The following is a 26313-nucleotide window of genomic DNA, read 5'->3' on the forward strand; positions in this document are numbered from 1 at the left end:
GAAATGGTCGCATTCAACCCTGCAAAAAAGTGAGCACACATGGATAAACCCAAAATTCTAGACAAATTCATTCAGCTATTATCCGATTCCGAAGATACCCTTCGCGCCGCAGGGCAGGCCTTTTCTTTGATTGGGCCATCTCTTAATATTTCACAGATAATTCTTGATCTGAATATTCCTGAAACCAGGCAGACCCCCACTGGCGAAGTCAGACATCTGACGGTTTACCTTGGAGAAATGGCATCTGATGAAGTTACAGAGATAGTATGGCTTGAAGAGTCCACACGCACCTTTGAGAACGGTGTGATAACGGCTCATGTTTATGCTCCAATCGAGACCAACTGGAGCTCTGATGAGAGACAGCTTCTTCAGTCTGCCGTTAAGATTTTCCTCATCCACATGGACCGCTACAGACTTATCGAGCTTGTTCAGAAGAGTTCCATGACTCAGTATCTCACTGGTCTTCCAAATTCCGGCGGCTTCATCGCTTTTGCAACAAAAAAGATGTTTGCCGGAGAAATAAAGAATTACAATTCCTATTATTTTAATTTAAAAGGCTTTGGCCTTATAAACAGACGCTTTGGCAGTGAAGAAACCGATAATATTATCCGCAGATATGCCAGAACGCTTCTGGAGTTCTGCAAGGAGGATGAGACCATCGGACACCTTGGCGGTGACAACTTTGTTGCTCTCATCCGCAAGGAGCGCACCGGCGATTTCTTAAAGCTCCTCGAAAAGACCGAAGTTTTCGGTATCCGTGACGGCGAAAGACTTCCCGTTCACATAAGCGCTGTTGCAGGTGTATACGACATCGATGATTCATTAAAGGCTCCCGGCCAGATAATAGGCCGAAGCTCAATAGCGTGCAGCGTTGCAAGATCACTTGCAAACGAGCCCTTCCTCTTTGTCACCAAGGAGATGAGCACCAGGGTTTACCGTGAAAAGCAGATTGAAGACCGCTTTGAAGATGGTCTCTTAAATAACGAATTTAAGGTTTACTATCAGCCCAAGGTTGATACCAAGACCCACACTCTTGTGGGTGCGGAGGCTCTCTCCCGCTGGCTCTGCAAGGGTGAGTATGTCTATCCCGCTGAATTCGTACCCATTCTTGAAAAAAACAGCTATTCCATAGGTCTTGATATCTATGTTATGGAGGATGTTTGTAAGACAATCCGTCACTGGATTGATAAAGGTATTGAACCTGTACCTGTTTCCGTAAACTTCTCCAGAAGTGATCTCGCAGAAGAGCATCTGGCAGACCAGATTCTTGAGATCACCAAGAAATACAATGTTGATCTTAAATATATACAGATTGAAGTTACCGAGACTGCAACTCAGAAGGAAAAAGGACTTATCGCTGATTTCCTGAATAAACTGAACGGAATGCATATCGCCAGCTCAATAGATGATTTTGGTACAGGCTACTCTTCTCTTGGTATTTTAAGAGATCTTCCTGTATCCACCATCAAGATTGACAAGTCCTTCATAGATAACGACACTTTGACAAAACGTGATGAAATTGTTCTAAAGAACATTATCCAGATGGCTAAAGAGCTTGATATCGAGGTCATCACGGAAGGTGTTGAGAGACAGGATCAGATTGAATTCCTCCAGAACGTAGGCTGCGATCTGGTTCAGGGCTTCTATTATGATAAGCCCTTGTCCCTTGAAGAATTTGAAGAACGTCTAAAAAACAAAAATTACGTAATTTAAAAAAGTGCCCTCCTGTCAGGTTGAACAGGAGGGCGTCTTTAAATGTTTTATTTTATAATGCTGCTAAAAGAATAGAAATAACTACCTGAATTATCACAAATCTTATTACCACCTGCGTGTCTGACCACTCCAGATTTTTTCTCATATGATCATGTATCGGTGTCCTTAAGTTAGTCATAACATGGAGCTTCAAAAATCTGATAAGAGATATCTTAAGAAGTCCAAGCCCTCCATCTATGATCAAAACCAGAGAAAGCATAATGTACGCAAAGGGATGTCCCGATTTCATTGCAAGAAGAGCTATGAAAAATCCAAGCGCTCTTGATCCGGCATCACCCATAAGCATTGAGCTAGGTGAACAGTTAAAGTACAGATATGCCAAAAGCACAGCACATAAAATCTGTCCGGCTGTTCCTATGCTTCCAAGCGTTTCGGAAAACATGATCACAAAGGACATCACTGTTACGATTACCAATGATCCACACAGACCGTCTACACCGTCCGAGCAGTTGGTGACGTTGATAGCAATCCATATAAGAATAACTCCAAGAATAAAGTAAACAGGATAAGGAATTGTAAATTCAAATGAAAACACCGTTACAGTTGTGCTGTTTTGCGATAAAAAGGTCACCATAGTCCCTACTGAGATAGCAAAGTCAATGAGTCCCTTTTTATATTCATTCCAGGGCTTGTCTGATGCATCATCCATATACCCGCTCAGCATGATCAGGAAGATCAGTCCCAGATAGATCAGAAACTCCACGGAAAGCGGAAGGAATAATACAGCCATCAGGATGAAATCTATCACAAAGACCAGTCCCACACCCCTTAGCTTTCCCTTGGAAAGAGCGCCGTTTACGGCAAATGCTCTGCCCTGGTCCTGCGGAAGGAACGAAAATCTCATATTCAGAGTTATGAATGTGAATATAAATGCCACGATCATACCGATAGCTGAAAGCTGGAACTGAGTAAACCGTCCGATTAAAAGTTCGTAAAACATCTCAAAAATCTCCCGTCTCAATAATTATTTTTATTTAAGGAAATACCGTATTCATGGTATAATTTTCTTTGGCTTTAATTTAGCCTGCATCAATATATTAGCGAAGGTAGATAAGAATGGCAACTTTTTCCGGCAAATGGAATAAATTCAAAAATTACATGAATCCATATATACATCCATCAATAAAGGAGGGCTTATACCGCAAAAATATCCAGTCCACACACGATATTGCCTTTGCCTTCACCATTGTTGAATGCTTTGTCATTGCTTATTATATGTTATTTGACAGAGAAAAGCTCCTCAATCCATTCATTGGTCCCGGCGCTATTTACTCAGTAATAATAAGTGCCATAGCACTGGTTATAAGCCACTATGCGCTCAAGGATATAAAGCGCCCCTTTAGTGCCTATCGTTTCTGCTATATTGCATACTTTTTGATGTACATCCTTTTTGGTATGTTTGCATCCTTTTATGAATATAATCACGGTCAGCAGATGTTTATTTTCTTCGCAATCATTTTCTGTCTTGTGAATTTCATACTACTTCCTCCGGCAGTCGGTTCCGTTCTGATCTGGGGATCATATTTTGTATTTTATTTAATCCTGTATTCTTTTGATGGAGCTAAGAATATTAACCTGTTTAATTACATAGTATTTTCGCTTCTTACTCTCATCGGGTCCTTTAACAAATTCAAGATGCAGGCCACCGAGCTGGAGCGTATCCATCGCATTGAAACCATGAATGACATGCTTCAGAATCTGCCTGTCCACGACAATATAACCAATATGAAAAACCGTTATGCTCTTCGAGACGACTTCACTTCATATCAGAATCATCACATCATTGTGGTCATGCTAGATTTGGATGAATTCAAGAAGATAAACGAGGAATATGGACAGGCCACCGGAGATGCCGTTCTTGGCCAGGTGGGAAGCTGTATTAAAACTCATCTTACGGAGAGCCATTCCTACAGATACGGCTCAGATTCATTCCTTATCATTCTTCAGGATATTGAATTAAGTGACGCCCTTCAGCGTCTCTCTATCTGGGAGAGAAATATGGCAACCCTCAGTGTACCGGAGCTTGATAAGCCAATACATTACACAAGTGGTTACTCCCACGGAACCCCCAGAGATGAGGATGAGCTCAGAATGCTTATCGAAGCAGCTGACAGAAAGCGCAGAGATTTTTCATAAATACACAGATGTTAAAGCCCAATTTCAAAAATTGAAAATTGGGCTTTTTCCTTTATACCTTTTCTGTTAAAATGATAAGGATGTGTCATTTCCTACACATTTTTTAAGGAGGATTTATTATGAAATTTAATAAAAGTGTCGTAAGCCTCGCTCTTACAGCTATGATACTTACAACAGCTGTTGGGTGTGGCAAGGAAAAGCCTGCGGAGGATTCTTCTGAAGGCCTTTCATGGGAGTCTATCGAGGACAATTCTGCTGAGGAAGCTTCAGAAGAGCCTGAAGTACAGGAAGAGGCTGAGCCCGAGATCGTTTCTGCTGAGATTCCTGAAGGAATGTACAGAAGTGAGCTCACAGGTGAACCTATCAGTGAGACAATTAAGGACCAGCGTCCTATAGCTGCAATGGTTGATAACGAATCAATTGCACTTCCTCACTTTGGTATTTCAGAATGTGATGTTGTTTATGAAATGATGAACAGTACACAGAATGGCAGAATTACACGTCTTATGTGTCTGGTAAAGGATTGGGGTTCTATTAAACAGCTCGGTTCTATCCGAAGCACACGTCCCACAAACATCATTCTTTCAGCTGAGTGGAACGCAGTACTTTGCCACGATGGTGGTCCTAAGGTTCACATTGATCCCTATCTTGCTAAGGAATGGGGAACAAACCACTTCTCAGGAACATTCTCTCGTGTAGATAACGGTAAGAAGAGAGAGTACACAGAATACATTCTCGCCGGCGATCTTGAAAACAACTTCTCAGGAAGCAATTTCTCAACTACCTACAATGAATTTGCTCCCGAAGGAATCCAGGAAGCACACTTTAACTTCACTCCCTGGGGTAATGAGATAAACCTTGAGAACAAGGGCTATGCTAAGTGCCTTGATGCTAACACAATCGATATCATTCCTTTCGAGCATAACAGCTCAAAGCTCGTATACAACCCTGATACTCAGGAGTATGAGTACTATGATTATGGCAACCCTCACAAGGATGGTGAAGACGGAGCAGTTCTTTCATTCAAGAACGTAATCCTTCAGAAATGTACCTTCAACCAGCTTGATGATCACGGTTACCTCATCTACAACTGTATCGATATCAACCAGCCCGGTTACTACTGCACAAATGGTAAGGCAACAGATATCGTTTGGACAAAGACAGGTGAGCTTGTAAAGACACAGTTCTTTGATTCACAGGCTAACGAGCTTGAGATCAACAACGGCAAAACTTATATTGCTCTTGTTCCTGCCGATACATGGGATCAGCTCGTTATTGAATAATTTAATATCCGCATTAATTAAGGCGCCGCATTACTGCGACGCCTTTTATTATGTCTCTATGTTCATCACTCAATAAGTTCCTTAAACTTCTCTGCCGGTACAGGCTTTGAGAAATAGTAGCCCTGAATCATCTCACAGCCTATGGATCTTAGGTATTCGTACTGTTCCTCTGTCTCTACACCTTCTACAACTATTGGCATATCCAGCTTCTTAGTCATCTCAACGATGGTATTTATAACAATCTTGCCCTTTTCAGATGATACTATTCCATCCATGAACTTCATATCCGCTTTAAGGATATCAACATGGGCATTCTTGAATGTGTTAAAGCTGGAATATCCACTTCCAAAGTCATCCATCAGGATTCTGAAGCCGACCTCTTTAAGGAGATCTACTGTATTAAAAAATCTCTGATTCTCTGCAACGAAGGCGCTCTCCGTAATCTCAAGCTTAATATCATTGGGCGAAAGATGATATTTCTTAATCATATCCAATATGACTTCATAGAGGTTATCAAGCTGCAAATCTCTTCTGGATATATTTACAGATATCGGAGGCACCAATATTCCCTCTTTACGCCACTCTGCTATCTGTTTGCACACTTCTTCCCACATATAGATATCAAGCTTGTTAATGAAGCCGTTACGCTCAAATAAAGGTATAAAATCACCGGGACTTATAAGACCGTACTGTCTGTCCTTCCATCTTACCAATGCCTCTGCACTACATACCTTCTTTGTCTCAGCATCATATATAGGCTGGAAGTATGGCATAAAATCGTGCTCATGTATAGCTCTGTCACAGTTGTGCTGCATATAAGCCAGCATTTCAAAATCATGATTCTGCTTCTCATCAAAAATGTGCTCATGCTTATCATATTCATAGCGTATCTTCTGCATGGCGAATCTTGCTCTGTCTATCATAAGCTGCGGATTCATGGTTCTGTCAGTTATAGGGTAGACACCTGAATACAATGACAGATTATAATCCATATCCTCACCGGGATACATCTCATCCAGCGACAATACACCCTGAAGCATCCAATATGAGCCCTGCGGGAATAGCCCTACAAAATTATCCTCTCCAAGATATGCAAGCTCAACCTCCCATGAAAACTGTTTTCTCATGGCAGCCGCAATACGCCTTAGGATGTCATCTCCGCGCTCAAAACCGAATCTCTCGTTTACATCCTGGAAGTCTCTGATATCAAGAACGCACAATTGATATTCTATGTCAGGGTTTAATATCAGATCCTCTTCTACTGCCCTGAAAAACGCCTTCTGATTGTATATTCCCGTCTTTGGATCTGTAGGATTATCCACAAGATAAAGCATAACAAGGTTGAAGGTTACACAGGCAGCAAAGGCAGCGCCCATGTATTTAAAATCTGTGATGCGGTCATTCATTATCAGCATTATATCTACCAGTACTACAAGGGCCGTAATAACTGATGCTGCCACCTTACCAAGACGTCTTATATGTCTCCATGCAAGGAAAATCGACAAAACAACATAAATAAGTCCGAAGAAAGAACTGACCACAATAAATACTATTCTTTCAAAGGTAATTATTCCTCTGACATCTTCAAAATATGCAATATGATTTATTGGATTTAATACCAGGAGATTGATTACGCCAAGAGCATAAGGAACAACTGATAACAATGGACTTTTTTCACGATATCTTACAAGTCCCACTGTTATCTTAAAGGCGCACAAAAGATAGGTATTCAGCGCGATCACAAGCATCGTTTCACTTGCAACATATTTAATGTCGCTGTTAAACCCGATGTACCTTCCATACAGATCAAGCGCCCAGATAAGAATAATGTATGCGATTGTCACATCAATTTGCAGATCAATCCAGATCGTGCCAACAGTACGGCTGATACTTCTTGCCCGTATAGCCAGAATGCCGACCGCCATGATCCCCAGACTCAATAAAGTGATCATATACTGACTCCTAATGCATACGTTTACAATACAATTATACATAAAAAAATCAGAGAGAAATAAATCTCTCTGATTTTTCAGAATTTCTTTATATCAATTTTACATTCTACGAATATAGATCAGAATTGATACTGTCATGTTTTATTTGTCATCATAAAGATGGCATCTAACTACATGTCCATTCCCCATATCCTTGGGCTGAGGATCCTGCTCCTTACAAATGCCCATGCAGTGAGGACATCTTGTATGGAACTTACATCCCTTAGGCGGGTTAGCAGGTGAAGGAATATCTCCCTCAAGGAGCACTCTCTCCTTCTTAATATCCGGATCAGGCATCGGAATAGCACTGAAAAGTGCCTTTGTATAAGGATGAAGAGGCTCTGCAAATATATCCTCTGTCTTACCTGTCTCAACAAGACTTCCAAGGTACATAACACCTACAGCATCTGAAATGTGCTCAACTACTGAAAGATCATGTGAGATGAACAAATATGTGAGATTGTTCTTCTCCTGAAGATCCTTAAGAAGGTTGATGATCTGCGCCTGGATAGAAACGTCAAGAGCTGATACAGGCTCGTCACATACTACAAACTCAGGCTTAACTGCAAGTGCTCTGGCAATGCAGATACGCTGTCTCTGACCACCGGAGAACTCATGAGGATAACGGTCCTTATGATAGGGCTGAAGACCGCATTCCTTCATGATCTCTGTAATATAGTCGTTATACTCTGCCTTGGGCACAAGTCCATGCTCACGAACAGCTTCTCCGATAATCTCACCGATAGGAAGACGGGGAGAAAGTGAAGAATAGGGATCCTGGAAAATGATCTGCATCTTCGTGCGAAGCTCACGGAGCTTTTTCTTATCATATTTACTGATATCTTCACCATTGAAAAGGATATCACCCTCTGTCTTTTCAAGAAGTCTTAAGATTGTTCTTCCTGTTGTGGACTTACCACAACCTGACTCACCAACAAGACCCATTGTTGTTCCACGAGGGATAGTAAATGATACATCATCAACGGCCTTTACATTTCCTGTAACACCACCGAAGAAACCACCCTTAATAGGGAAATATTTCTTGAGGTGCTTTACTTCAAGTATATTATCGCTCATTACTTTGCACCTCCTTCTTCAGTCTTTGCATTATTTGCGAAATCCTCGCATCTGTAACAGCTTACTTCATGAGTGGGAGAAATCTTGTAAACTCCGGGATACTTTCCGGAACATTTCTCTACGCACATCTCACAACGATCCTTAAAGTAGCAGTAATCAGGCATATCAATCGGATTAGGTACGTTTCCGGGAATATTGTAAAGCTTATCCACATGCTTACCAACAACGGGCTTAGACTTCATAAGACCGATTGTGTAAGGATGTCTGGGATCCTTAAAGATCTCTCTTGCTGTACCTTTTTCAATAACACGTCCTGCGTACATAACAACTACATAATCAGCCATCTCTGCAACAACACCAAGGTCGTGAGTGATAAGCATGATTGATGAATTGATCTTATCCTTAAGGTTTCTGAGAAGATCAAGGATCTGAGCCTGAATAGTAACATCAAGCGCTGTTGTGGGCTCGTCCGCAATAATAAGCTTAGGATCGCAGGCAAGTGCCATAGCGATCATGATACGCTGACGCATACCACCTGAAAGCTCGTGGGGATACATCTGGTAAACACCCTCTTTATTAGCGATACCAACCATCTGGAGCATCTCGATTGTTCTTGCCTTAACCTGCTCAGGTGTCATATCAGGGTTGTGAAGTGCAATTACCTCATCAACCTGTGCACCGATTCTGAATACAGGATTAAGGGATGTCATGGGCTCCTGGAAGATCATTGACATCTTATTACCACGAAGCTTCTGCATAGCAGATGCAGGTGCATTGACAACATTTATTGTTCTCTCACCGTCATTAAAACGGATCTCACCTTCAACAGTCTGACCTGCAGGTCTCTGTACAAGCTGCATGAGTGAAAGGCTGGTAACTGACTTACCGCATCCTGACTCACCAACAATACCTACTGTCTTACCCTGGGGTACCTCAAAGGATACACCGTCAACAGCCTTAACTGTACCGATATCTGTGAAGAAATATGTGTGAACATTGTCAAACTCAACACAGTTTTCAGGGTTCTTCATTTTTGTAACATACTCACTCTCAGGAATATGCTTTCTGTTTCTCTTTTTCTCAATCTCGGATGTGATCTTACGGTTCTCGCGTGAAATCCTTCTAGACTCTTTAGCCGAGATGTAATTTGAATTTTTAGCCATTTTTGTCTCCTATACACATACAGATAATGCGTCTTGCTTCGTGCTTTGCACTCTCGCAAGACTAGAAATCATTCGGAATCCGAGCTTTCGCTCTACTTCCTCATGATTTCTTATCTGACAAATGTCAGCACAAAATCTTATGCAAGCATAGATTTTGTACTGCCGCTTGTCAGAATTATCTTTTCATCTTTGGATCGAACGCGTCACGAAGACCATCACCAATAAAGTTAAATGCAAGAACTGTAAGAAGGATGAATGTTCCTGCAGGAAGCCATACAAATAAGTAATTGGTCATTACGTATGAATCGTTAACCGCATTTATGATACTTCCCCATGAAGCAGCAGGGTACTTGATACCAAGACCAAGGAATGAAAGTGAAGCCTCTGAAAGGATAACCTCACCAAGACCCATACTGGCAAATACGATAAGCTGAGGAATAACGTTAGGTATAAGGTGCTTGAAGATTCTACGGTATGTGCTGATACCAAGTGCCTCAGCAGCTACCATGAACTCCTGCTCACGAAGTGAAAGGATCTGACCTCTTACGATACGGGCAATTCCTACCCAGCCGATAATAGCCATAACTACGCAGAGCAGATAAATACGTGCTCTGGGGCTTGCCTGATAATAGTCCATGATTGAACCAAGGATCAGGTAAAGAGGCATGGCCGGGATACAATAAACTACGTCAACAAGTCTCATGAGAAGGTTATCAACCCATCCGCCAAAGAAACCTGCTACACCACCGATTACCATACCGATAAATACTTCGATAAATACTACTACAAAGCCGATAAGCAATGAAATACGTCCACCATACATAAGACGTGCAAGGAGGTCCATACCGTTAGCATCAGTTCCTACAGGATGTGCCTTGGAAGGAGCTGAATAAATATCGATAAGTCTTGTCTCCTGGTACTTCTTAATTGTGTACTGACCTGTCTTAACCTCAAATTTGTACTCAACCATATTGCCGTCAGCATCAGGATACTCGAATGAACCTGCATTGCCCTGAGCTTCAAATGCCTCAAGAGCTGTTGCCTTATATGTAGGATCAAGGAAGGTTCCGGGATCGATAGCATTAAAGTTCATATTTGAAACAACTGCGTATCCCTCACCGTTTGCTTCTACAAGACCTTCATCGTTAACTGTGTAGCTTGTGCCGTCAGCCTCGAAAGAAGTTGCACCTGTAGCTACTGCTACAAGAGCATTTCTGTAAAACTCATATGAGAACTTTGTATCCTTGCTGTATCCTGTGAATGATCTCTTACTTGCAACCGCAAGCTCAGTAGCTTCATATACATCAGCCTTGAAATCCTCACCGTCGAACATGTAAATCTTTCCATCCTGCTCAAAGTCAGCTCTTCCTGCCTCTACAGCAGCATCAAATTCCTTATTGCCCTTGAGGAAAACCTGCGCAGGCTCAAGTGAATAGATAAGATAAACATCTGAATCCTCAGCAGCCGGTGACATTCCCATCATCTGACCGCCACGGGTCTCGAATACGTACTTTTTCTTGGAAGCAGCAATAAGTGCCTTTGAATTAATATCTGAAGGAAGAGTTGCTCCATCAGCTATCTGGAACTGGAACTGATCGATAACAGTAGCACCTGCAAACTCCTTCATTACCTGCTCAGACTTGTAGAACACCTGGCTCTCTGAATAAGGATAGAGAGCACCGCCTACAAAGGCGAACAGGAACATTGCAACAATAATTACCATTCCTACAATAGCGAGTCTGTTTCTAAGGAATCTCTTAAGAACCATCATTCCCGGAGAGAGGACACGGACTCTGTTGGCATCATCAAGATGCATTTCTTCTTTTTTAACTTCGTTTTTCTTTTCTTCTGACATTACATCCGCCTCCTTTCCTTAGTTTACTCTGACTCTCGGGTCAACTACCGCATAGAGAATATCTGCGATAAGGTTACCGAGCAAAATAAGGACTGCCATAAATACCATGTAGAACATAACGAAAGGAATATCGCCCTGTACTACGCACTGGTATGATGTATAACCGATACCGGGAATCTGGAACAAAGTCTCAGTGATCATGGCACCGGAGAAAAGTCCGGGAAGTGATCCGCCAAGAAGTGTAACAATCGGGATAAGTGTATTTCTGAAAGCATGATAGTTTACTACTCTGTCCTCAGAAAGTCCCTTTGCTCTTGCAGTTCTGATATAATCTGCATTCAGAACTTCGAGCATGTTTGTTCGTGTGTAACGCATAAGAGAACCTACGCTTACAACAGTAAGTGTAATAACAGGCATGATCATATGACGAGCCATATCAAGGATTTTACCCACGTCTGAATATGATTCATGAAATCTTCCAACTATTCCGTATAGGTCAAGCCAGCCAAGCTTTACAGAAAGAATATATTTCAAAATCGTCGCAAAGAAAAAACTCGGAAGTGAAATTCCGATAAGTGCGATAACCGTAACGGTATAGTCTGTTGCAGAATACTGTCTTCTTGCAGCAGCCACTCCCGCAGGTATAGCGATTATTATTTCCAAAATAAATACAACAAGTCCCAGTGCAAATGAATACCAGATTACGCTGGAGAACTTCTGCAATACAGGCTGATTCCAGAACCAGGAATCACCAAAATCAAGTGTTATTGCCTTTGATGCCCATTTGAAATATCCCTGGATTACCCCCGTGTCCAAGCCATACTGGGCATTTAACTGTTCAACCCACTCAGAGTAGCTTTTTGCTCCCGGCTTAGTAGATAAAGCCATAGCCTGCTGTTCAACATATGATGTAGGCATGCATCTCATGATGGTATAAATGATCATAGATACGAAAAACAATAATACTACTGATATGAGTAGACGTTTAAGTATGAATTTCTTCATTGTTGTCTATACTCCTTCTAAATAAAATATCTTCCACCTGAAAAATTATTCCTCGGGGATTGTTAATATATCTAAAAATTTCGCTTGGCGAAATATAATTTTCTAATCCATTTTCTAAATAGTGCAACTATTCTCTGTTGATTTAAAGTTATGAAGTAAAAAAGTACATAACATGTCCGCGGGAGCTAAATAACCCCCACGGACAAAGTTATGCGCATTATTTATGCAACTGATTGTCTTAAAAGCTCTACTATTGTAGCAGATTCTCAGCACATCGAAAACTCTAAATTCATTTTCGAATTTATAAATACGAATTACTTAGTCATAAGTCTCTCAATTCCGTCGTGAGCACTTGTTGTAGCAAAGAAGTTGTAGTATGTTGTCTCGTCATGAAGCATATCTGAGTTTTCAACATCTACGCGCTCAGAAGAATAGATTGAGCAGTTCTGTCTCTGATAAATCGGGATCTCAACTGCGTAATCAACAACATAGTCCAGAGCTTCCTTATAAATAGCCTTACGTACTGCCTGATCTGTTGTTGAACGACCCTCAACTACAAGTTCGTCAAGTTCAGGCTGGTTAATCTTGTACATGTATGCAGAACCACCTTCTGAGTGATAGATCTGATACATATCAGGATCCATTGATCCGCCCCAAGCTGCACACCAGATCTCAGCTGTGCCGCCTTCTGTTGCAGACCAAAGAACTGAAGAATCTGAAAGGTCATTGATGATAAGATCAAAGCCAATCTTTGCAAGGTCTTCCTTAGCTGCTGTAAGGATACCGAATGAAGGGTGATCACCCTTACCATCAGCAGGAATCATAGCCTCGTATGAAAGCTTAGCACCTTCAGGAGCTGCTGTAAGCTTACCATCTGTTACTGTGTAACCAGCCTTCTCGAAGAATCCAAGTGCTGCCTGAAGAGCTGCATCATACTTCTCATCTTCGCTCATGCCGTCTGTATAGATAGGATTTCCGTCAACATCTGTTGAGAAAGCAACCTTATAATCAGGATCAGATGCCTGAGGTGCTGCCCATGATGTGTTAGAAATAGGATAGTTGATTACGTTAGCTGCATCGCCATAGTAAGAATCAACAACTACGTCTCTGTGAACAGCAAGAACAGTTGCGATAGCCTTACGAAGTGCCTTAGACTCTTCACTTCCTGCATCAGAACCAACCTTAACGTTCTGTGAGTTCATACCAATGTAACCATAACCATTGTTGTCTACAAGTGAAGTAGAAATCTTGTCACCTGTAAGCTCGCCGTTTGAGTTATCACCGGCGATCTGCTCAAGAGTTGACTTGTTAGCTGAAGGCTCAGCAACATCAAGTGTACCCTGAACGATAGCAGGCTCAGCATCAGACTGCTGAGTAACCTTCATCTGAACTTCCTTGATTACAGGAGCGCCAAGATAGTAGTTCTCGTTAGCTGTGAAGTAAACAATCTTGTTCTCAAACTTGTCGAATACATAAGGACCGGCGCCAAGAGGCTGTGTTGTCTTAGCTCTTACAGTTGAAAGATCACCCTTTGTGAATCCGAACTTATTATTATCATAATCGTATTCAGCCTTGTCACCATAGTAGTGAAGAGGTGCAATCTCAACAGGAAGTGAGTAGATAGCTGTTGCATCAAGCTTGTCCATGTGAACAACCATTGAGTAGTCGCCTGTCTTCTCGATACCTGTGATTGAAGGAGCTGAATCACCTGTCTCAATTGAGTTCTTGTAATCATCTGAAAGCATATCAAGGATGCCGTCGCCAGCCTTCTCCTTGTCAGTAGCTGCCATAACGTCTCCGTCATAAGCTGCAACGATTTCATTCCAGAAATCATCTACTGTAGGAGCTGTGCCACCCTTAACATCGAATGTAGCACCTGAAGGAGCTGTAAGAACGCCGCCTTCTACTGTACCATAGCCCCAGTTTGCCATTGCATTGGCAATAGGATCCTTGGCAATATCTTCATCATCAGATACAGCACCGTTTGCTGTGCAGTAATCTGCGATATCATTGATGAACTGTTCCTTAGCTGCAGGGAAATCTGTCTCCCAGAACTTCTTCTGCTGATCTTCTGTGAAGTATGTGAAGTCTGTGTTGTCCTCACCAGCCTTAACAAGAAGGTTGAAGAGTGTATCAGAACCTTTTCTGTAGTCTTCCATACCTGTAATAGGAAGTGCACTGAATGTAGCAGCTCCATCATAAGAAGGATCAGCAACTACATACATTGAGAAAATAACATCATCGATAGTAAGAGGCTCACCATCAGAGAACTTGATATCATCACGAAGCTCAAATGCATAATCAACTGTACCATCTTCGTTCTCTGTGATCACGCAGTTTGCGGGTCCCTTGTACTCATAGGACTGACCATTGTATTCCTTTGTCTCACCTTCGATACCATTAAGTATCATCTCACCTAAACGGTCAACTGTAAGTAAAGGAAGAGTTGTCATCTGTGAAACATTGTTATCATATACTGAATTTGCAAAGAAAGGACTGAACTTCTCAGAGAATTCAGACTCTCCAATTACGAGCGGTGCTCCGCTTCCTGTGCTCTGTGCAGCGTCTCCTGCTTCCTCTGTTGACTCTGCCTCAGCAGCATCGCTGCTCTCCTCAGTAGAAGCGTCTGCAGTAGCCTCAGCTGTATCTGCAGATTCGGTTGTTGTTGTGTTAGTGTCGCCGCCATTGTTAGCATTGCCACCGCAGCCAACAGCTGAAACAACCATTGTTCCGGCAAGTCCTAATGCCAGAAATTTGCCTAACTTTTTCATATTGCCCTCCGTTCTGGGGTTCTCTTCCCCAAATATTTATGTACATCCACCTTGGTGGTTGTCACCGAAATCACGATTGAAAGTATATAGTTATTTAATTAAACCTTCTAATATATATAATCTATAAGCAACCATAAGTAATTGTTATAGAAATCATTTACCGGATTCAACTGAAATTCCTGAAAAGTATTTATTATAATATCTCGCAAAAAGACAAGCTATTATAATCACCGGTAAGTGAAGCGCCAGATAAATGAGCTCAAGGCGAACATCATACTGGCCTCTTCTTAAAATCAGATAGATTACTTCACATAAGGCGCTTATTGCCGCAAGAACTATAACTGCAACACCACAAAAATGCATTCGTCCCACACCCTTATCATATTGCCTTCTCGTCATCCTTGGAGTCGCACCCAAATATTCAACTATTCCAATAAAAAAGAAAAGCACCGGCAAAAACTGAAAAAAATAAGGGAGCACCACCCAAATTGTTCGTGAAGATGTCTGATTAAGCAACCCCTGTACAACAAGAGCCGCAAACATCAATATTCCATATACTACACATGGAAGATACGTCTTCTTTTTCTCTGTTTCGCCAAAAGGAAGAACATAGATATCCCCTTTATAGAAGAATCTGTCCCGGAACCTCCCCCGCTTATCCATCTCGGGAGCGTGATCATAATCTCCCTTGTATGGATTATGCAAAATACTCATTACTACTAAAATCCTATTCTAAGCCGGATATCAAATCTCCGACAAACAACCTGTAAATACGAAAAAAGCGCTCCTAACTTACACTTTGCAAGTCGGAACGCCGTTGTTCTAGATGTAAGTATACAATATTAATATCTGAATTTCTACACCGAGATTATACTACCGAACGAAATCTTATTAACAATATATGAAACCGATAGCATACCGACATTTCGTTCGCTAGTCGGGTATGTTAGTAAAATAATCTCACCAGCAAGATTAAATTATATCAAAATGATAAAATAAGTCAAGCACTGGCGAACTTTTGTCTTTCTGTCGCGGACACTTTGCTGATTTAAAGCGTGTCAGCGGAAACTGTACAGAAATAAAACCCACTATTTCCGCATTATATAAGCTCTCCAGATAAACTTTGCATTTGAAGCCAAGTATCTCTTGAGAAGACGTTTGGGATCCTGGAAGAGTCTGTAAAGCCATTCCATACCTATTTTTCTAACCCACATAGGCGCTCTTTTGATATTTCCGGCAAAAAAATTAAATCCTGCACCAACTCCCAGCATGACACCATGAACCTTACCTTCATGCGCTGCCATCCATTTTTCCTGCTTGGGAGCTCCAAGTCCGATCCAGATGAAGTCTGCACCGGAGGCATTTAGCATCTCAATAACCTCGTCATCTTCCTCAGGAGTAAGCTCTCTGTACGGCGGTGAATAAAAACCTCTTATATCCATCCCCGGGAATCTCTTGGGAAGCTTTTCCTTAAGAAGCTCTATTGTCTCCTCGGATGATCCGTAGAAGAAATGAGAAAGCTTACCATCCATGGTGGATGAAAACATTGTCTCCATAAAGTCAGGACCGGCTATTCTCTCTGCCTTTACGAATCCTGCCTTCTGAATTCTGTTTACAATCGGCTGTCCGTCAGGAAATGTCAGCGCCGAAGCATTCTGAATCTCCATGTAATCTGCATGATCGCTGGCTTCAACCGTAGTATGAACATTACAAAAGCAAATATATTTTCCGAACAGCTCCTTTATGTGGCTTCTCACATAAAGCACTGCATTCTCTACATTTGAAACTGCAAAGTTAACACCAAGAACAGAGCACCTCTTTGACATTGCGGAATAATATGAAGTCTGGAAATAACCAATTCCTCTTATGAGATGTCTTGTCACCCAGAGGCCATCAAGAGAAAGTCCGTAATATGTGTTTATTCCTTCGTTGGCAAGCCTTCTGACAAGATCTGTTCTTACAAAATCAACAATATCAAGCTTATCAGGAATGCACAGGAATACATCACTGCAGCCTGTTTCCTTCACCTTGCTTACAAGCTGCTCTCTGTTAATAACAGCTTCATAATCGTCAATATTCCTTGTAGCTTCTTCAGCATAAGCATCATCAATCTGAAAAATGTCTTCCAACTCAAATTCAAGCCCTAAGTCTTTTTCGAGATTTGCCCTGACATAATCCATGTCCCTGGCATAGGTTAGTGCAACCAGTCTTCTTCTGTGAAGATCAGGATTACCCATTTTTATAAGTATTCCTCTGTAGATAAGCCTGAATGCAAATACCAGGACAAAGTTAATAACCACAAGATAGGCCATTGCAAGCCTGGATACCAGGTATGTATTCTTGGAAGCCATCAGAACCACAAGCAAAAACACAAACAGCATCACCTGATTCTTGAAAACCTCAGTGAAGGTCTCGAGGGGATCCAGATCCTCAATAGCCTTGTAATCAAGTCTTCTGCCCCTGTACACATTTACAAGTGTGGCAAAAAGAATCTCCATAACAAAGATCATGGAATAGAGCGGTACCATCCACTCCTTCTTAAAGTGCCAGTTAAATCTGATGGTTATCATCAGTACATAAGCAAGGGTAAGCGAAACCGCATCTACTATGAGCAATATTCTTTTTCTTCTGTGTGAGCGTGAAAGGCTCATATCAAAAATCCCTCACTTCTTTATTTAAAGCATCTGTGAATGATATCAATAATGATATCCTGCTCTTCTTCGGTCATCTTATTATCGGAAGGAAGACATAAACCTCTCTCAAAAATGTCAGCACTGACATCTGCTGCTACACCCTCATCGATATAAGCATTGCTTCTACCGCGAAGAATTCCCTCGGTAGTAACAAAAATATTATTTCTGTACATAGGCTGCATGTGCATGGGCTTCCAGATAGGTCTTCCCTCAGCATTGAAGCTTGCCAAAACATCAAGTATCTCTGTGGGGCAGCTCTTTCCGGGCTCGCTCTTATACAAAACCTCTTTTTCTGATCTTACATGAGGACACATAGCATCCTTATCGATCACAATGCAGCTAAGCCAGTAATTAGGCTCTGTGTCATCCGGAATAGGATTCATTGAAACAGGAAGATCCTTAAGTCCTTCCTTATATCTTTCGTAAATTCTCTTCTTACTAGCGATATGCTCCTCGAGATAAGGCATCTGACCTCTCACAACACCTGCAACGATGTTGGACATACGGTAGTTATAGCCAAGCTCCTCATGCTGATACCAGGGCGCATTCTCTCTGGCCTGGGTGCTGAGCTTACGTACCTTATGGCAATCCTCCTCGGAATCAGTAACAAACATTCCACCTGAACTTCCTGTTATTATCTTGTTTCCATTGAAGGATATAATACTGTAATCACCGAACTTACCGGTCTGTACGCCTTTGTATGATGCGCCAAAGGACTCGGCTGCATCCTCAACAATAAGGGCGCCGTGCTCGTCCGCTATTTTCCTAATTTCATCAATTTTACCGGGAGTTCCGTAAAGATAAGCAACCACAATAAGCTTAACATCAGGATAAATCTCAAAAGCCTTCTTAAGTGCTTCCGGGCTCATATTCCAGCTATCCGTTTCAGTATCAATAAATACTGCTTCACCACCCTCATAGGCTATGGGATTCACTGTGGCATCAAAAGTCATATCGGAACAAAATACTTTTTTACCTAATAAGGTTCCGACATTAGCGGGCTGAGGTCCATACAGCTTCTCACCTGCAAGTCTGATTGCAAGGTGAAGTGCTGCTGTTCCTGAGCTTAAGCCTACAGCAAATTTTCTTCCGATCTTTTCCTGAACAAGCTTTTCAGATTCATTTATATTCTCACCAACTGTGGAAACCCAGTTTTTCTCAATGGCATCCGTTACCCACTTAAGCTCATCACCATGCATGGTAGGAGACGCAAGCCACACCTTTTTCTCAAATCTCTTAATTCCGTCAAATCTACTGTCCATAATATTACTCCGTCTCGTTTATAAGCTCTGCTGCACGCTCAAGCGCTCTCTGGTGCTCGATTGAATGCGAATCCGCATTATCCTCCGGATGATATGTTGTAACAATCTTCTGGACTATCTCTCTTATCTCATCTGCGTGCTCAGCCTTTGAAGCCCCATTGAGCTCCTCAAGCTGTGAAAAGAACTTCATATCGTCCATATCGATAGGCTTACCGATATGAATCATTCTGTTAGCAGTATCCTGCATTCCTTCCTCGTCCATAAGCATCTCTTCGTAGAGCTTCTCTCCGGGACGAAGACCTGTAAACTCAATCTTGATATCCTCGCCAACCTTGTAGCCTGAAAGCTTGATAAGGTTCTCAGCAAGATCAAGGATTCTCACAGGCTCACCCATATCAAGGACGAATATCTCTCCTCCCTTAGCATAAGCGCCTGCCTGCATAACGAGGCTCACTGCCTCAGGTATAGTCATGAAGTATCTGATGATATTAGGGTCTGTTACCGTAACAGGTCCGCCGGCAGCTATCTGCTTCTTGAAAAGCGGAATAACTGATCCGTTTGAACCGAGAACATTACCGAATCTTACTGCAACAAACTCTGTATCATAGTGCTTATTAAAGGTCTGAACTATCATCTCACAGATTCGCTTACTTGCACCCATGATGTTAGTGGGATTAACAGCCTTATCTGTGGAGATCATAACGAATTTCTGACAGCCGTTCATAGCTGCTGCCATAGCTGTCTTGAAGGTACCAAATACGTTATTCTTGATTGCTTCGTTCGGACTGTCCTCCATAAGCGGAACATGCTTATGTGCAGCTGCATGATAAACAATCTCAGGTCTGTACTGCTCAAAGATCTTGTTGATTCTGTTTGTATTTCTTACAGAAGCAATAAGAACTTCGAGATCAAGCTCGGGATGATCCCTCTTAAGCTCCTGCTGAATATCATAGGCATTGTTCTCATAGATATCTACGATGATCAGCTTTCCGGGCTTATGGTTTGCAATCTGTCTTGAAAGCTCGGAACCGATTGAACCGCCACCACCTGTAACAAGAACAGTTTTGCCACTTACATAGCCAGCGATCTGATTAAGGTCAACCGCGATAGGATCTCTTCCGAGAAGGTCCTCTACCTCGACCTCACGGAGCTTACTTACATTTACTTCACCATTAACCAGCTGATAAACACCCGGAAGTGAACGAAGCTTACAGTTAGTCTCCTTACAGAGATCAAGGAGCTTCTTCATCTCACTTCTTGAAAGTGAAGGAATTGCAACGATAATCTCATCGATATCATAGAGATCGGCACACTCAAGGATCTTGTCGCGTCCGCCCACTACTCTGATACCCTGGATATAATGTCCCCACTTACTTCTGTCATCATCGATGATACAGCTGATGACCATTGTAGAGAAATTACTGTTCACGATCTCCTTAATGATGATGTTACCAGACTCACCGGCACCGATCACCATTACAGAGGTAGTGTTTTTACGATTCTCTGTCTTGTGCTTTACGCTTCTAATAAATCTGTAGCTGAATCTGCTTATGAAAATAAGCGTTATCAGAATAAATGTGTACAGAAAGTAATAGCTCTGAGGAACAGGCTGTCTTCCCACCTTGAAAAACTGAAGGCCGAACACATTAGTAACGCCTGATGCAACGCAGGCTATAACCAGATTCTGAAGCTCTGTCTCTCCGGCATACGCCCACAGACTGTTATAAAGTCTGAACAGATAAAAATATGCCAAAGATACAACAACATTGATAGCCAAAAAGTCCGTAACCGGATCCATGAATTCATAGGGCACAAGATCAATGTTGAACTCGTATCTCATAAGGAGCGCCAGATAGCTTGCAATTATGATACTTAGCACATCATAAACTATAAGTCCGGCTCTTCTATAAAATTTTGCAAAATTAAAAGGTTTCTTCTCTGATTTCATATCTTCTTATTCTATCATAAATTAGCTTTACATAATACCAAGCCTATTATCACCGATAATTATTTATTATTTTTCTTAAATGCGATTGGCATAAGTGAAAAAACAAGTGCAATAGTCATGGGATTACTAAACTGGAATACCCATTCGGAAATAGCAGCAACGCCAAAGCCCACAGTCATTGCAAAAGGAAGTATTGCTCCGGGAACATCATCCCTGTGCTTAATGTAATATGCTGCTCCGCAAAAAAATGCAAAGGCCATCACAAGCAAAAATACTATTCCGCTAAGAATTCCGTTATCATACATAACCTGTATGTAGGTGTTATGAGCATGAACCGCAATCTCTCCTGACGGAAGAACTGCCCCCATCTCATCATGCCCAAAAAGATTCATCTGCTGGAGATAAGATTTAAAAATCGTAATTCTACCGTTTGAGAATTCCTCAATTCCATCTTCTGTAGTCTGATCTTCCTGCTCCTCGTTTGTTTCTTCCGGAGCTTCAGTACTTTCTTCAGCCAAAGCTTCAGCCTGTGCAGCAGCTGCCTCTTCCTCAAGTCGTCTTCTCTCGAAGAGCTCATTACCGCCTGTCTCCATGAGATATTCCTTTATCTCAGGTGATGTCTGCTTGGAGGCAACGATTTCAGGAAGTGAGTACACCATCGCTCTGGACTGGTCCTCTGTAAGGGGAACACCGTTCTCACCCACAGTTGAGTATCCCTCACTGTTAAAGTTCTTATCATCCTCAGGATAGTTGTAATCCATAATGTCGACATTCAGGATCTTTTCAGCAAAAAGATCAACGAATCTCTCAATGTTCATGTAAAGATGATTGTCAGGCTGACCGCCACCGTATAAACCAAAGTTCCCGGTTTCAACAAGAAACTTCTTGGGACGGGCAACTATCGCAGGGAACATTCTCTGCAGCGCAAAGGCTGAAGGGAAGCAAAGAACAACCGCGAGGATCATGGTTCCAATCTGTATCCCCAGATACTTAAGCCTGCCCTTTTTGCAATCAGTTGACATAAGCGCCAGCATACACATGATCATAACCACACATGCAAGATAGGATGTTCTTGAAATAGTGAAGATCATGTAAGCGGATACAAATCCAAAAAGAATAAACTCTTTCCAGAGATATCTAAAGCGATCTCTGAAAGAAGTAAGCTCTCTTGTAGTGTATATCTTATATAGTAGAAGTACAGCCGCAGCGCACTCCATCACTGTCATGTACTCGGCAGTAATTGTTACTGTATGAAAAACGAATGCATATCTTCCTGTGTTAAAAGCCGCAAAGCTTCTGTGCATCCAGCAGTATATCATAGAAACTACAAAGTTCAGCAAAAGTCCGCCAACTACAAGCTCCGGATACTCTTTAAATCCATATAGCTTATAGCAAAACATAAGACCGATGACAAAGGCTGCTATTGCAACTCCCCACCATCTGGTATTTCTGAACACCACCAGGACCACAAGAAATACTACGAAAAGCACTCCAAAAGCGCTCACCTTAACTCCTGACAGCTTACGACCGCCTTCTTCCTTAATCCTGCCATAAATATCCGCAGCAATATTAAAGATAAGGAACCCTGCCAGTACAGCAATGATAACTCCATAGGTCATAGCAGCATTGTGAAGATCGTATTCTTTCTCTGTCTCAGGCATCAGGTGCGCTGATCTGTAACATATTCCTGCTACAGCAGCAACAATCGCATATACTGCATTTCTTATGCTGCGTACTCGCTCAAGCGGAAGTGCAAAGCATAATAACAGAAGAAGGCATATCATCTCCTTACGCTCTGCAAGGGTCTGATATATCGTAAAAAGCGCATTCATATATTCACAACAGAACCAGATTGCCGCAGCAATAATTCCCATCTGTGCAAAGTGCTTTACGTTATGCCAGAGCTTTTCATCAAGAGTAGCATCACTCTCATGGTTGATCGCATAGAACACAAGGACATATGTTATCAAAACTCCAAGCTCAAGAAAAGCATTCTCTATGGGTCTGCTGTCAAAATACTTTACGGGATAGATAAGAACCATGAGCACGATCATGGAAATTGCAGCTATGGGATTACCAACCACTCTTACAACACGATGGATAGTAATAAGCTCATCCTTTTTATCTCTAAAGATCATTCTTTCAAGAAGGATAAGTATTGCAGCGATCGCCATGATACCTGCAATTATAAGAAGTGACATTCCCTTTGTCAGAGGTTGTCTGTAATTGTAGTTTGCAGCAAGCTGAAGCCCCTGAACAGTTGTGTCATGATAAGCAAATGACACAAAGTAGGGTGAAGTATCCTCCCCTGCATGCTCATAAGCTACATAGAAGGTTGAAAAAGCACCGTTTAAGATCATGGTGTAGGTCTCACCTACATTCAGATCAAGGCCCACTCTTACATGAACATATCCAGGAAGCTCTGCGTCTCTCAGATACACACCTCTCTGGTATATTTCTTCCATATTTTCATTGTAGAAAACCATGCTCATATAATTACCGAGCTCTATCTCTTCTACATAAATATCTATGGACTCAAGTCTGTCATACTGAGCTATAAACTTCTGAACCACATCATGGTAGTCGTTAACTCTTTCCGAGGTCTGAATGATCTCGCCGCCACCATTTTCAGTAATTGTTCTCTGCCAGATTCTAAAAGGAAAAACAGACAGTATAAACAGAGCAGCAAAAATAAGTATCACTGCTCTTATAGCCACACTTCTGTAAATAACTTTTCTTCTCATAAATCCTCCACCGCATAGTGATTATGCAGTAAAACAGTATACACCAAAACCGGAACACTATACCACAAATATATTGTATATCTGACCAGGTATGTAGGCCCAAGCAGGATAGTAAGCCAAACAAGAAGTACCAGAAGCCACGGATACATTCCCAGTTTTCTTCTTATAACTCCTGCTGTCATCAGCAGATAAATAAAAAGCCAGAAATATGCAGCCGGTGAAAACAAAAGTGAAACCACCGGAATATTCTGCTGGAATTTCTCTATTGAAAGCTTCCTGTAAAAGGCATCAATAAATGGAATAAGACTTTTCCTCTCGCCCGGAAGCTCAACCTCATAACCAAAATATGAGCTGTCAGTGTATGTAAATGTAAATACCGTATTCCCCTGATATACGTTGATAACTGCCCCCGGATACCAATATCCATAGGATGTTAAAAACCATCCGTTCAAATAGCTCATTGGGTTCTGCAGACCTTTCCCCAGCCACAGCCTCCAAAATGACCTGCTATCCTTTTCATAGGCAGCATTGTCGAAATACATCTTTAGTATATCCGATATCCTGGGTGTGTAATGGGGCAGTGCCTCTTCACTCAGGTATGTATACAGCACTTCCTTTTCTTCCTCAGTAAAGCTGTCCTTATCGTAATAGTAAACTCTTGCAAGCTGCTGGATAGGCACAGTCAGCATTTCCTGATGCTCTCCTGTCTCTGCAGAAAGAGCCGCACCAATTATAGTGTTTATACAAAAATATATTATGACAGGCGCTATGAGGAATGTCACTCTGTGGTACCTGTCCTTTTCCTTTACAAATTTGGCAGCCACAATGACAATCACTGCAAATACCAGATATGCATAAAAGCCGTTATGTCTAAAGAGCATCATAAGAACTGCACTTATGATTATCTGCCAGGCTTTTCTTCTCTTGAGGCCTCTGCCCTCTGTCTCTTCCCACTCCAGCATGAGAATGACGGATAATATCAAAAATGCTGAAAAGAAGCCATCCTTACAGGAGCACAGCGTATACATGACAATGGTCGGGAACACTCCGAAAAATGCAGCCGTGAATGCCCTGTATTTTTTTCCTGCGCCGTGTTTTTTCAGATAGCTGATCACATAGGTGAAAATCCATGTCATAACCAGCATCTGCATTAAAATATAGAAAAAGATTCCGGCATTATAGCTTCCCGTAAACTTATGGAAGAAGGCAACGCTCCCTCCAAGAAGAAGCACATGTAAAAGGGGATGATGTGTATTAAAGCTCCTTGAGAGTACCTCTATTACTTCGGTCTGGGCATCATACACGAAAAAACCCGGATAAACTCCCAACAAAACCACGAAGTTCAGAGCCGCAATTATCATCCATACCTTAAAGAACTCATCACTTGTATAGCCCTTTTTCAGCTCCTGACCTTTGCCGGTTCTCCCTGAAACAAAGGTTATTCCCTGCTTCTCTTTTCGACTTCTCAAAAGAAGCTTATTCCAGCTGTATCTCACAGCAAGGGTTATGAAAACAGAAAGCCCCCAAAACAAAAGAAGCATTTTTACGTTGCCGATATCTATGTGATCCGAGCTTTCAAGCTGGTAGCCCCACACTATCCCAAGGGACATGCATACGCCAAATAAGACCGGCATCAGCCAGGTCTTATTCTTACTCTTTTGATTCCTCATGTTTAACCTCATCACGGATAACATACTGCGGATTATTATTCTGTGAAATGTAAATTCTTCCGATGTACTCACCCACCATGCCTACCATCAGCATCAGCATTCCGCCCATGAAGGTTACAGCAGACATAAGTGCCGAAAAGCCCACCGCCGGAAGCTCCGGATACATGATCTTTTTGATCACAGTATAAATACCGTAGAGGAAACCGATGCAGGCGAATATTCCTCCCATCAGCGTTCCAAGTCTCAGCGGCTTAATGCTAAATGCAGTAAATCCGTTTATCCAAAGTGCCATAAGCTTGGAGAAGGTATAACCGCTGGTTCCTACCTCCCTTGCTCTGTGAGTGACATCCACATTGACAATATTTCTGGTAGTTCTAAGGACAAGACCTATAACATACGGATATGAGCTCTTGTACTTAAGCATCTCATCAACCACAAATCTTCTTGCAGCAAAATAGCTGGAAACATGAAGGTCCTTAGGTTTTCCCAGCATTACGTGAGCCATCCACTCATTCATTGCTGTTCCGAAATTCCTGAAAAGGTTGTGCTTTTTCTGAGAGTATCTTGCATACGCAACATCTGCTCCCATCTCTATCTGATACAAGAGCTTACCAACCTCGTCAGCAGGAGTCTGCCCGTCATCATCAAGACATACAACGATCTCGCCCTTTGATGCATTAAGGCCGGCCATTATGGCAGCGTGCTGTCCGAAGTTCTTTGCAAGATTATAGCCTCGTATCTCATCATGCTCCTTAACAAGCTGGCAGATCTTATCCCAGGTATTATCAGGTGAACAATCATTTACAAGGATAATCTCATAGCTGTAAAGGACAAGCATGTCCATTGCGCCTTCGATCTCATTTATTACATTTTCAATTGTCTGTTCCGAGCGATAGCAGGGAATCACAAAACTTACTAATTTATTTCGCATAAAGTTATTCT

General features: G+C 41.9%; 17 protein-coding genes. 3 read left to right on the forward strand and 14 right to left on the reverse strand.

Translation table 11 applies throughout. From position 1 onward, the window contains the following. The first annotated feature begins 39 nt into the window (after nt 1-39). Nucleotides 40-1713, forward strand: coding sequence for a GGDEF domain-containing phosphodiesterase (locus G587_RS0106540; protein ID WP_081679358.1), 1674 nt, complete (start codon nt 40-42; stop codon nt 1711-1713). A 52-nt stretch (nt 1714-1765) separates the two neighbouring features. Here G587_RS0106540 and G587_RS0106545 read toward each other — a convergent pair whose 3' ends face one another. After that, on the reverse strand, nt 1766-2713 hold the full coding sequence (locus G587_RS0106545) for a phospho-N-acetylmuramoyl-pentapeptide-transferase (protein WP_051200828.1): 948 nt from the start codon (nt 2711-2713) through the stop codon (nt 1766-1768). 158 nt (nt 2714-2871) lie between these two features. Between G587_RS0106545 and G587_RS0106550 the strand changes: the two genes are divergently transcribed. After that, the gene (locus tag G587_RS0106550; RefSeq protein WP_207637464.1) at nt 2872-3909 is read left to right on the forward strand and encodes a GGDEF domain-containing protein; all 1038 of its coding nucleotides are present in this window, start codon (nt 2872-2874) and stop codon (nt 3907-3909) included. A 119-nt stretch (nt 3910-4028) separates the two neighbouring features. Further along, nucleotides 4029-5192, forward strand: a complete 1164-nt coding sequence (locus G587_RS0106555; protein WP_026491577.1) for a DUF3048 domain-containing protein — start codon at nt 4029-4031, stop codon at nt 5190-5192. Between the two features lie 65 nt (nt 5193-5257). Here the strand turns inward: G587_RS0106555 and G587_RS0106560 are convergent, their stop codons facing one another. From G587_RS0106560 to G587_RS0106620, 13 genes are all read right to left on the reverse strand, one after another. Next, nucleotides 5258-7144, reverse strand: coding sequence for a putative bifunctional diguanylate cyclase/phosphodiesterase (locus G587_RS0106560; protein WP_196812528.1), 1887 nt, complete (start codon nt 7142-7144; stop codon nt 5258-5260). A gap of 141 nt (nt 7145-7285) precedes the next feature. Beyond that, the gene (locus G587_RS0106565; protein WP_026491579.1) at nt 7286-8260 is read right to left on the reverse strand and encodes an ABC transporter ATP-binding protein; all 975 of its coding nucleotides are present in this window, start codon (nt 8258-8260) and stop codon (nt 7286-7288) included. After that, entirely contained in the window at nt 8260-9423 is a 1164-nt protein-coding gene (locus G587_RS0106570) for an ABC transporter ATP-binding protein (protein WP_026491580.1), read from the reverse strand. Before G587_RS0106570 ends, G587_RS0106565 begins: the two co-directional genes overlap by 1 nt. A 175-nt stretch (nt 9424-9598) precedes the next feature. Then, nucleotides 9599-11278: an ABC transporter permease gene (locus G587_RS25035; protein ID WP_026491581.1), complete on the reverse strand. Its 1680-nt coding sequence runs from the start codon at nt 11276-11278 to the stop codon at nt 9599-9601. Between the two features lie 18 nt (nt 11279-11296). After that, a complete protein-coding gene (locus G587_RS0106580; RefSeq protein WP_026491582.1) occupies nt 11297-12283 on the reverse strand; it encodes an ABC transporter permease in 987 nt (328 codons plus the stop codon). A gap of 314 nt (nt 12284-12597) precedes the next feature. After that, on the reverse strand, nt 12598-15054 hold the full coding sequence (locus G587_RS0106585; RefSeq protein WP_051200830.1) for an ABC transporter substrate-binding protein: 2457 nt from the start codon (nt 15052-15054) through the stop codon (nt 12598-12600). A 153-nt stretch (nt 15055-15207) separates the two neighbouring features. Further along, complete coding sequence (locus tag G587_RS0106590; protein WP_026664267.1) at nt 15208-15768, reverse strand: hypothetical protein; 561 nt, start codon at nt 15766-15768, stop codon at nt 15208-15210. Between the two features lie 374 nt (nt 15769-16142). After that, on the reverse strand, nt 16143-17705 hold the full coding sequence (locus G587_RS25040; RefSeq protein ID WP_081679360.1) for a WecB/TagA/CpsF family glycosyltransferase: 1563 nt from the start codon (nt 17703-17705) through the stop codon (nt 16143-16145). A 20-nt stretch (nt 17706-17725) separates the two neighbouring features. After that, complete coding sequence (locus tag G587_RS0106600; protein WP_026491586.1) at nt 17726-19009, reverse strand: DegT/DnrJ/EryC1/StrS family aminotransferase; 1284 nt, start codon at nt 19007-19009, stop codon at nt 17726-17728. Between the two features lie 4 nt (nt 19010-19013). After that, complete coding sequence (locus G587_RS0106605; protein ID WP_026491587.1) at nt 19014-20957, reverse strand: polysaccharide biosynthesis protein; 1944 nt, start codon at nt 20955-20957, stop codon at nt 19014-19016. Between the two features lie 59 nt (nt 20958-21016). After that, nucleotides 21017-23701 (reverse strand): O-antigen ligase family protein, encoded by a 2685-nt coding sequence (locus tag G587_RS0106610; RefSeq protein ID WP_026491588.1) that lies wholly within the window; start codon nt 23699-23701, stop codon nt 21017-21019. Further along, entirely contained in the window at nt 23698-25371 is a 1674-nt protein-coding gene (locus G587_RS0106615; protein WP_026491589.1) for a DUF6020 family protein, read from the reverse strand. Before G587_RS0106615 ends, G587_RS0106610 begins: the two co-directional genes overlap by 4 nt. After that, nucleotides 25352-26302 (reverse strand): glycosyltransferase family 2 protein, encoded by a 951-nt coding sequence (locus G587_RS0106620; protein WP_026491590.1) that lies wholly within the window; start codon nt 26300-26302, stop codon nt 25352-25354. Before G587_RS0106620 ends, G587_RS0106615 begins: the two co-directional genes overlap by 20 nt. Between the last annotated feature and the right edge of the window lie 11 nt (nt 26303-26313).

This window comes from Butyrivibrio sp. XPD2002 (assembly GCF_000423945.1).
Taxonomy (GTDB): domain Bacteria; phylum Bacillota; class Clostridia; order Lachnospirales; family Lachnospiraceae; genus Butyrivibrio.

Coding starts and splice junctions, on each gene's coding strand:
- G587_RS0106540 (WP_081679358.1), top strand. CDS start 40: ATGGATAAACCCAAAATTCTAGACAAATTCATTCAGCTATTATCCGAT.
- G587_RS0106545 (WP_051200828.1), bottom strand. CDS start 2,713: ATGTTTTACGAACTTTTAATCGGACGGTTTACTCAGTTCCAGCTTTCA.
- G587_RS0106550 (WP_207637464.1), top strand. CDS start 2,872: ATGAATCCATATATACATCCATCAATAAAGGAGGGCTTATACCGCAAA.
- G587_RS0106555 (WP_026491577.1), top strand. CDS start 4,029: ATGAAATTTAATAAAAGTGTCGTAAGCCTCGCTCTTACAGCTATGATA.
- G587_RS0106560 (WP_196812528.1), bottom strand. CDS start 7,144: ATGATCACTTTATTGAGTCTGGGGATCATGGCGGTCGGCATTCTGGCT.
- G587_RS0106565 (WP_026491579.1), bottom strand. CDS start 8,260: ATGAGCGATAATATACTTGAAGTAAAGCACCTCAAGAAATATTTCCCT.
- G587_RS0106570 (WP_026491580.1), bottom strand. CDS start 9,423: ATGGCTAAAAATTCAAATTACATCTCGGCTAAAGAGTCTAGAAGGATT.
- G587_RS25035 (WP_026491581.1), bottom strand. CDS start 11,278: ATGTCAGAAGAAAAGAAAAACGAAGTTAAAAAAGAAGAAATGCATCTT.
- G587_RS0106580 (WP_026491582.1), bottom strand. CDS start 12,283: ATGAAGAAATTCATACTTAAACGTCTACTCATATCAGTAGTATTATTG.
- G587_RS0106585 (WP_051200830.1), bottom strand. CDS start 15,054: ATGAAAAAGTTAGGCAAATTTCTGGCATTAGGACTTGCCGGAACAATG.
- G587_RS0106590 (WP_026664267.1), bottom strand. CDS start 15,768: ATGAGTATTTTGCATAATCCATACAAGGGAGATTATGATCACGCTCCC.
- G587_RS25040 (WP_081679360.1), bottom strand. CDS start 17,705: ATGAGCCTTTCACGCTCACACAGAAGAAAAAGAATATTGCTCATAGTA.
- G587_RS0106600 (WP_026491586.1), bottom strand. CDS start 19,009: ATGGACAGTAGATTTGACGGAATTAAGAGATTTGAGAAAAAGGTGTGG.
- G587_RS0106605 (WP_026491587.1), bottom strand. CDS start 20,957: ATGAAATCAGAGAAGAAACCTTTTAATTTTGCAAAATTTTATAGAAGA.
- G587_RS0106610 (WP_026491588.1), bottom strand. CDS start 23,701: ATGAGAAGAAAAGTTATTTACAGAAGTGTGGCTATAAGAGCAGTGATA.
- G587_RS0106615 (WP_026491589.1), bottom strand. CDS start 25,371: ATGAGGAATCAAAAGAGTAAGAATAAGACCTGGCTGATGCCGGTCTTA.
- G587_RS0106620 (WP_026491590.1), bottom strand. CDS start 26,302: ATGCGAAATAAATTAGTAAGTTTTGTGATTCCCTGCTATCGCTCGGAA.